This is a genomic window from Nostoc foliaceum FACHB-393 (genome assembly GCF_014698505.1).
GTDB classification, from domain to species: Bacteria; Cyanobacteriota; Cyanobacteriia; order Cyanobacteriales; family Nostocaceae; genus Nostoc; species Nostoc foliaceum_A.
This window is the reverse complement of record NZ_JACJTD010000139.1, coordinates 1-6,188: the sequence shown is the minus strand read 5'-3', so window position 1 is coordinate 6,188 and position 6,188 is coordinate 1. Positions and strand designations below refer to the sequence as shown.

At 38.0% G+C, this 6,188-nt stretch carries 5 protein-coding genes and 1 pseudogene; 1 reads left to right on the top strand and 5 read right to left on the bottom strand.

The genetic code is table 11. The features are described 5' to 3' along the window. Positions 1 to 499: 499 nt before the first annotated feature. The 5 genes from H6G92_RS37895 to H6G92_RS41435 form a co-directional block, all read right to left on the bottom strand. Positions 500 to 1,185 (bottom strand): IS1 family transposase gene (locus H6G92_RS37895; RefSeq protein WP_190901897.1). Its coding sequence is split into 2 segments (ribosomal slippage): positions 500 to 846 and positions 846 to 1,185, totalling 687 coding nucleotides; the frame shifts between segments, so codons are not numbered across the junction. Between the two features lie 330 nt (positions 1,186 to 1,515). After that, positions 1,516 to 2,472: a DUF3616 domain-containing protein gene (locus tag H6G92_RS37890; protein WP_190901895.1), complete on the bottom strand. Its 957-nt coding sequence runs from the start codon at positions 2,470 to 2,472 to the stop codon at positions 1,516 to 1,518. A gap of 212 nt (positions 2,473 to 2,684) precedes the next feature. After that, positions 2,685 to 3,422, bottom strand: a complete 738-nt coding sequence (locus H6G92_RS37885; protein ID WP_190901893.1) for a DJ-1/PfpI family protein — start codon at positions 3,420 to 3,422, stop codon at positions 2,685 to 2,687. Between the two features lie 98 nt (positions 3,423 to 3,520). Further along, on the bottom strand, positions 3,521 to 3,736 hold the full coding sequence (locus H6G92_RS37880; protein WP_242059514.1) for a hypothetical protein: 216 nt from the start codon (positions 3,734 to 3,736) through the stop codon (positions 3,521 to 3,523). 121 nt (positions 3,737 to 3,857) lie between these two features. Then, on the bottom strand, positions 3,858 to 4,019 hold the full coding sequence (locus H6G92_RS41435; protein WP_190901889.1) for a hypothetical protein: 162 nt from the start codon (positions 4,017 to 4,019) through the stop codon (positions 3,858 to 3,860). Positions 4,020 to 4,804: 785 nt separating this feature from the next. Between H6G92_RS41435 and H6G92_RS37865 the strand changes: the two are divergent. Beyond that, positions 4,805 to 5,618: pseudogene (locus tag H6G92_RS37865) on the top strand (IS5 family transposase). The last annotated feature ends 570 nt before the right edge of the window (positions 5,619 to 6,188 follow it).

Sequence of the window (6,188 nt, the reverse complement as noted above, 5' to 3'; positions counted from 1 at the left end):
TCTGGTTTGCTTCTTCTGTGGCAACAGTGGTTCAATGATTTCCCACTATGAATCGCTTAAGCTGCTGGAGTACGGCATTTATTTCTTATCTTACCCTCTGTCTCAAGATCCCAAATGGGTTCTATAGTTCTTGCTTTGTGCTTACCTCTTTTAATTATTGCTTGTAGCTGAGAAACTTCATCTTCATTCAAGTCAACAATGTACTTTTTCGCCATGTTACACCCCGTTTTTAGTTATTTTACCAATTAGAGGTTTTACTTAGCAAAGTTACCTTGGCAGACTACTAGAGAAGAGCGGAAATCCTGTAATCTTGACCTCGTAGCGAAATAATGGTGCAAAAACTTGGCATGGAATTGTCTAAAACCAGAGGCAACATCGTTTGAAGTACTCGATTGTGTTCAAAAAAAATGCCCTTCGTGCGGTCAAGCAATGTGGAATGAATACAATAATCCTCGATATATAAGAACGTTGGCGTTGCTGAATAGAGGGATGAATTAATTTATGTAGGTACAATTTGATACTTCAAGTAATGGAGTAATAATTTAATTGAGTATCTCAGCATTGGTTCTGATTTGGAATAGCATAAAGTTTTGCGGTGAAGGCGTGCAAGATAATGTCTAAGCCTTGTATTTTCATTTTCTACCCGTGTCATATATGTTTTACTGACAATTTGATCTCCATCAGGGATAAAATTGGGGTAAACCTTCCAGCCATCAGTTACATAAAAATAGCTTTTCCACTGTCCAACAATTTCCCACAGTGGCTCAAAAGTTTCAGCACTATGATCTCCTAAAACCCAAGCTAAAATACCTTTAGTAAAGTGATTTACTGCTGTCCACAGCCAAATTTTGTTTTTTTTGAACCTATAAATGTCTCTAATTCATCTAGTTCTCCAACTTCTGGAATAACACTTTCTTCTGGGACATCCGCCAATTTTTCGCCCAATTGTTTAACCCCAAAAATAATCGTAGTATGGTGTACACCTTTCACCCGTTCAATCCTGCGAAAACCCATACCGTTAAGATACATTTTTAAGCATTCTTGTTTGATCTCCTCTGAATATCCTTTCGGCGGATCGTACACGTCAATAAATTGGCGATCACATTTAGTACAAATGTGATTTTGCTTACCTCTTCGCTTTCCGTTTTTGCGAATTTCTGTAGAACCGCAGTATGGACATTGCACAGTGGATAACCTCAATTCATCCCTATATTATGCAACGCCTAAGAACGGGTACAAATGTGGGATTAGATTTTCGACTCATTGCATTCGATTCAAATACTATGACTGTCTCTTTTAAAATAAAATACGTGTGTTAGCCCTCTTCCATCACTTTGCTGAAAGAAAAATCAAAGCCAAAAGCTGAAACTTAGACATTGTTAGGGATTTGGACTTTAATTTCTCACACAAAGCCTGAAACATTGATTCTTGCGTAAAGCCTTTCGCTGCAAAAGTTTCAAAATATACTCTGGAGAGACTGATGGAAGAGCGTTAGACATCCCTTCAAAAAATCTCTCATTTTACGATCTTGACTAGGATACTGCGGAAAAACTTATCACTATCATTCTCTAAATCTTTGCATTGAGTGACTCCATCTCGTTTTGCCCCTCCATCATCACTCATGATCTGCAATTCGTCTTCTCGATCGGGATAAAAGAAAAGAGACTCTGGACGAAAATCTTCAGGAAATGTGAAGTCAATTAATTCCGGATTTTCCTGTACATTACCTGACCATTGGTATAAGGCAAAATTAGAAACATTATCAAAAGCTCCGGCAATAATTAAATAAATTTTATGTGCTTCACAATATTCGATGCTGCGAATACCCCGTCCTCCTAAATCCAAAAGAATAGGATCACCAAAATCAGCAGATACTCCTGCTTTGTTTACCAAATCAGCCGGTTTTTTTAAGGGAATTAGTAGGGATTTTTGGTTTGGAATTGGGTTGCGAAAACCAATATATAACTCTTTATTGGGAGTCGAACAAAGTCCCTCAATATTTAATCCACCTTCTGCTTCTGGAGGCAAGAGCTCTGCTGATTCAAGAAATTTCTTGATCTGTTTATTTTTTATGAGCATATCACCGAGTAGATTTCTGTAAGAATGTCCAACTCGCAAAACATTAACTTCTTCACCAGTCACGGTAAATTTAACGGCTAAAAAGTTATGCCGTGTAGGTCTTAATTCACCCTGACTATTTCGGGCATGAGAAGTGATCCAGTAGACGATATTATCAATAGTCGCTGAACCTTCAATATCCATTTCTATTTTGGTAGGTGCTGGAAGCAATTGTCCGAGATCGACTATAGTTTTTCCACTACTATTGTTAGCAGATTGATAAACTCGTAAGAGGTTGTCTTCATCATTGGCAACGACAAATTGATTCTTGTTTGCAATAGCAACTCCGGCTGAAGAATCACAAATGCCACGATATTTTGATTCTTCTATGATTTTAATTGTTAGTTTTTCCATGTTTTTTCTATGAGTCTAATTTTTATAGAAATCTTAAATCATTTGTGAAAAATCACACTCATCGATATGCTTGATAAAAGTAGTATCAGTAGTGTACTTTATAGAGCATGGAAGAGTTGATAGCTATAGCTGCATGAAGACTGCGCTGTCTAGGGCGGCCGCATCATGTCAATAAGCAAAGTATATTGTCAATAGAGTTAAAAATAATGTCATTAACGCTCACTTATTGCCAAAATTTTAGGCATCACTTTGGGGCTTAAAAAATAATCAAGCGCAAAATCCTGATTTTTTCGTTGGTTCTTAACCTTTGTTGTAATCAAGAGTAATTTAGATGCGTTTGCCCTACTGCGCTGTCTATTCTCAATTTCTTTTACTAAAGTTTCCATGAATTGATTTACAAGGTCAGGATATCTGCCTGTAATTAAATTCTCATCAATCACAATATCAGCAGCTAAATCATTTTCGTAAATAACTTCAGCCCCGGCATTTTCCACATCAACAATAATATTATGGGCGCAAGTTACTCGCCGGTTTTCCAAAACATCAGCAGCACACAGTAGCCATAACCCATGACAAATCACTCCTATTTTGACATTAGGTTCTTGCATGGCTTTACGAATAAATACAACTGCTGGGGCTTGACTTGGTTCACCCTTTCTCACCTTCTCCTGATATCTAAGCCGATCCATTGCATAAGCACCGATACAAATTATTGCCTTGTAATCGCCTGGATTAATGTCATTAACTTCTGTGGTGACAGTTACGTGTTCTTTAATTACCCCATCTTCAGAACTGCTATGAAAAGTTATTTCTGGATTTCCCCACAAGTAAGAAATGTAATCAACTTGATAACCCTGTTGAAGAAAGTATTCATTGAAAGCCCGAAACTCAAATGGGTCAAAATGTTCTTCAATGAGTACACCGATTTTGCCTTTATTTATGGTAGTCATACTATCTAACCTCTTGTATGATTTTTGGTGAATCTGCTGTAGTAATAAATTTGAGAAGTTGATCAGGGGCAAATACATCACGATAAAAAGTCAGTTGTTCACCCTCGATATAGCAGCCTCTGCCACCATTCTTTATTTTCTTTTTCAATTTGTTCTAGTGGATAATCAGGAGTGATCGCTGATAAAGTTCTTGCTTTCAATTGAATGAATTGTTCTGCTTTAGCGATCAATTTGTCTGCTATTTCTTTCGGGACAGGATCTGGCTTTGAATAATCAGCCACTAAATCTTTATAGTAGTTGATTCGTTTTTTCATTATTAGTTATATCCTCATATTTTATTTTCTTAAAGCTACATAATGATGGAGGCAAGTGTCAGCATTGCAAGGTAGTTATCAGCTTTCTTCTCATAGCGTGTAGCAATCCGACGAAATTGCTTCAAACAGTTGAAACATCGCTCGACCCGATTTTTTGACGATAAATAGATTTATCAAACTTACCGCGTCTGCGTTCGTTCGACCTACTTGGAATGGTTAACCGAATACCACGCCGTTGCAAATGACGACGAATATTAGCACCGTTAATTTTTAGTGTTCTCAACCATTTTACCGAGTTTTAAAACACGCCCTAGCTCTAAAGTATCAACAAATATAAAACGTTAAAGTTGTTTTTAGATGTAAGAGGTAATTTGTAAACTAAGGTAAACTACTTACCTTATAAGGGTTTCAGGAATTTGAGTTAATAAAGCACTTATTGGCTGAAACCTAAACCTGATAATCAGTTGAGCTTCCTTAATATTTTCTTTACGAATCAGCTTTACATCAAAATTTGCTAACGAAATATACAGTCTGTCAAGCAACTATTAATGAAATTGCAACCTTTGTTGTTTAACAAGTAGTTTGAAATTCATACAAACTTACTGCTTTCATTAGTTTTGAATTTAGTTTAGCTAGAAGTAACAATCGTCTATCTTGAGCTAGATAATATTTAGCATATATAAGCTAAAATTGAAATTTTTATATTACTTAAGATAGAACCCGCATTCCCCCATTGGTAACAAGCTAAGGAAAAGGAGAAATTGTCAAGCGTGTATTTTGGGTGGTCAAAAATTGTGTAAAACTCAGGATAGACAAGTAATTAAGCTATTGTCAGCAGAGCAGTTTTGCGATCACTATGGTAATTGTAGCAAGTAGCCATATATTTTTTTGCCAAAATTTCCGAAATTTTTGTCTAATCTGATTTTTCATCTTGTAAAAAGCTAATGATACTAAGTTAGCTCTGTGATTTAATCGTTGTTAGAGGTTGTTTGAAAAGTCGGAGAGATGGTAAAAAAGCTCTCTCAGTATACGCTGTGAATAGATAGTAGACAGCACCGAGAGAGCGACATGAGTAAAGCATACCCCAGCAATCTGACCCGCACCCAGTATGAATTTCTCAGTGACATGATTCCAGAACCGAAACCCGGTGGTCGCAAACGTGAAGTCGATATATGGGAAGTGCTTAACGCAATTTTTTATGTGCTGGTAGAAGGAGTTAGATGGCGATGCCTACGGCGGGCTACGCCTACGCTACCGGGTGACTTTCCAATTTGGCAGACGGTATACAGCTATTTTCGCAAATGGCGCAAAGACGGAACGTGGTTGAAAATTCACGATAGTCTTCGACAGTGGACACGGATTGAGCAGGAGCGCCATCGGAGTCCATCAGAAGGGATCATGGATAGTCAAAGCGTGAAAAGTGCGGCGATAGTGAGTCAATCAGTGGGCTTTGATGCAGGCAAGAAAATTAAAGGACGCAAGCGATTTATGACCGTCGATACTTTGGGGTTAGTCTTGCGGGTCTTGGTAACAGCAGCCAATGTGGGTGAACGTGAAGGGGGAAAACAAGTTCTCAAACGGGTCAAGCAGTCTCAACAGCAGGTTTCTCGTTTAACAACCCTTTGGGTAGATGGGGGTTTTGACGGTGAGATGTTCATGCAATGGGTGATGGACTTTTGTCGTTGGATTGTACAGGTGGTACTACGACCTGAGCAAACCAAGGGCTTTGTCTTGCTTAAAAAACGTTGGGTAGTCGAGCGCACTTTCGGATGGCTGATGGCGTGTCGGCGATTGGTCAACAGACGTTGAGTTATTGCCGGAAACATCGGAGACGTTTATCTACCTTGCCATGATCCGGATCATGGTGAGGCGATTAGCATAAAATTTTACCCCTCAAAACTTTTCAAACAGCCTCTTAGGCTAACTTTATTAGGCGCAACAAAAATCTATTATTTAGACCTATAATTTCCGTAAATTTTGATAGTTAGCTTATCTATCTATTAGTAAATTCAAATTTATTAAAAATTGTTGAGTTAAATTAGAGAAATTGGCTTATTTTGATTGTAAACGCAAAAATAGTGTGGCTAGTGGCGCATAGCTCGTTACGCTCTCTCTACCTACCTCAACCTATTCACTTTGAGACAGGGGAGAGAATAGTTTGAGTTGTTCTTTAGGAAGCAGTAATCTAGCTAAAAAGGAGTCTTGCTGAAGTAAGGGTGCTTTAATGGCTATACAACGGAATTCAGTAAATTTTGCAGTTTTGTTTGCTTTGTTTTTTTATCGGCTTGGCTAGTACTTTGTAGTTGAAAGAAACTGTCCGATTATGGCGGCTTTTTATAGACACTCCACATTCCCTACTCAAATTTCTTCTTGAACCGATAAGCCATTCCAGCATGGCAACTCTTAGAGACCCTCCGCGATCGCTTACCGCTTTCATACAACGAGTTATTTA

Bases quoted from the DNA above. Each gene is read 5' to 3' on its own strand.
- H6G92_RS37885 (WP_190901893.1), bottom strand. From the start codon at position 3,422: ATGACTACCATAAATAAAGGCAAAATCGGTGTACTCATTGAAGAACAT.
- H6G92_RS37880 (WP_242059514.1), bottom strand. From the start codon at position 3,736: ATGAAAAAACGAATCAACTACTATAAAGATTTAGTGGCTGATTATTCA.
- H6G92_RS37890 (WP_190901895.1), bottom strand. From the start codon at position 2,472: ATGGAAAAACTAACAATTAAAATCATAGAAGAATCAAAATATCGTGGC.